Here is a 1,638-nt window from a genome sequence, read left to right on the forward strand (position 1 = left end):
ATTTTGTCGTTTGTGAAACCACGTTTAGTGAAGTAGTCATAAGCTTCAGGTGCACGTGACGCAAAACTCTCAGTGGTGATAGTGTGAACGGGTGAAGGCGGGTACATGGTCGCTTTAGGTGAATCACAGTCTTCTTTGGTGGTACAAGTTAAGAACTCTTGTTCATTAACACCACTACCAAAGTCAACTTTAACCATGTCGTATTTGCCTAGAACGGCAGTTGGCGCCCAGTAGTAACCAAACCAAGCTTCTTCGCGCTCATAAGCTTTTGCGATAGAGCCAGATAAGCCGGCACTCGAGCCTGGATCAACAATCGTGAAACCACTGTCTTCCAGCTCAAGAGCGTTAAACAAGTTTCCGGCACTGATCTGACAGTTCCAGCCTGCTGGGCAACTGTAAAATGCTGATGTATCTGGGTCTTCAGGGTGCTTAAATAAGCTAGCGTTTTTACGTACACCTTCGATGGTTGCCATCTCTGGGTATTGTTTAACTAAGTAAGCTGGAACCCAAAAGCCTTCTTCACCGCCATTCACAAGTGCTTTACCTGCATAGCGAAGACGTTTTTCTTGGACACCCTTGTCCAATGCGTCTTTTAAGCTGTTGCTCCAAAGTTCAGGTGCAACATCAGGCTGGCCTTTTTCAATCATGGATGTGCCTGTTGGCATAGTGTCGCCAGGGATAAGTTCGGCATCACACCCATAACCATGTTCTAGGATGAATTGGTCGATATTGGCGATCAGTGTTGCAGAGTTCCAGTTCATATCTGCGATTGTTACGCTGCCACATTCTCCAGCGTTAGCATTACCGCTGGCTGCTGCTACTAACAAAAATACGGAGCTTAACTTGTATTTCATATTGAGTTTCCTTTCTCTTTAATAATACAACTAAGGTAACCAAGGTAAATTGATTATCTAAATTGCTCGATGGTGATCCTTTCCGTGTATTTGAACCATTTGAGCAGAAGGAGGGATGGGTGAAGTGTGAATAGATAAACGTGCAAAGTCAGTGAAGTGTGATTTGCCAATTCATCCACTGTGTTTCAACAGCCATCGGATAACTTTGTCAAACTATTACAAATTCGTCAAAAACCACCTCTATTTATAATCTTAGGGAATAATCGTACGAATTCCATCTTTGATGCGATTTACATGGCACTTTAACCGTCTGTGTCACATTACCGATAAAGTTAGGCATGGGCGGTTGATTTTTGAAGGGTTTTAAAGGTGGTAAGACCATGTCTGAAGTGCGTGAAATGCGCTGAATGGTTTTTAAAATCGTAGTTTTAACAATAATTTCGTCAAAAATATCCAACTTGGTTTTAGAGTGTTTTGGCGTGAGTCCAATAGGCACTGTGGCTGTCAGGAATTAATGACAGCCATGCAGTTGCACAAGAAAGCTATAGTTGTACAAAAAAGCTATCGTGGCACAGAAAAGTTACATCGGTAGGTTTAAAAACTCATTTTGGTAAAGCTTATTGGCCAAGCTATCGCGAAGTTTAGTTGGAAGGAATTTCATGCGATTGATTTGTCTTACCAACTCTTGTGCAAAGCTAGGTGTTTGTTTCATGTTCATCACACAACCCATAAGATTGATACTCTGCGCATCAAGCAGCTTTTTCGCTTGCTCTAGGTGGTGACT

The 1,638-nt window shown here is 42.4% G+C and carries 1 protein-coding gene and 1 pseudogene; both read right to left on the reverse strand.

Translation table 11 applies throughout. The features are described 5' to 3' along the window. The coding region (locus tag AB4653_RS12870) for a glycine betaine ABC transporter substrate-binding protein (protein ID WP_372104355.1) at nucleotides 1–854 on the reverse strand (854 nt) is incomplete at its 3' end. 580 nt (nucleotides 855–1,434) lie between these two features. Further along, nucleotides 1,435–1,638, reverse strand: a pseudogene (locus AB4653_RS12875) (chromosome partitioning protein ParA); the annotation flags it as partial.

The sequence above is a fragment of the Vibrio sp. 10N.222.48.A3 genome (genome assembly GCF_041475345.1).
GTDB classification, from domain to species: Bacteria; Pseudomonadota; Gammaproteobacteria; order Enterobacterales; family Vibrionaceae; genus Vibrio; species Vibrio tasmaniensis_A.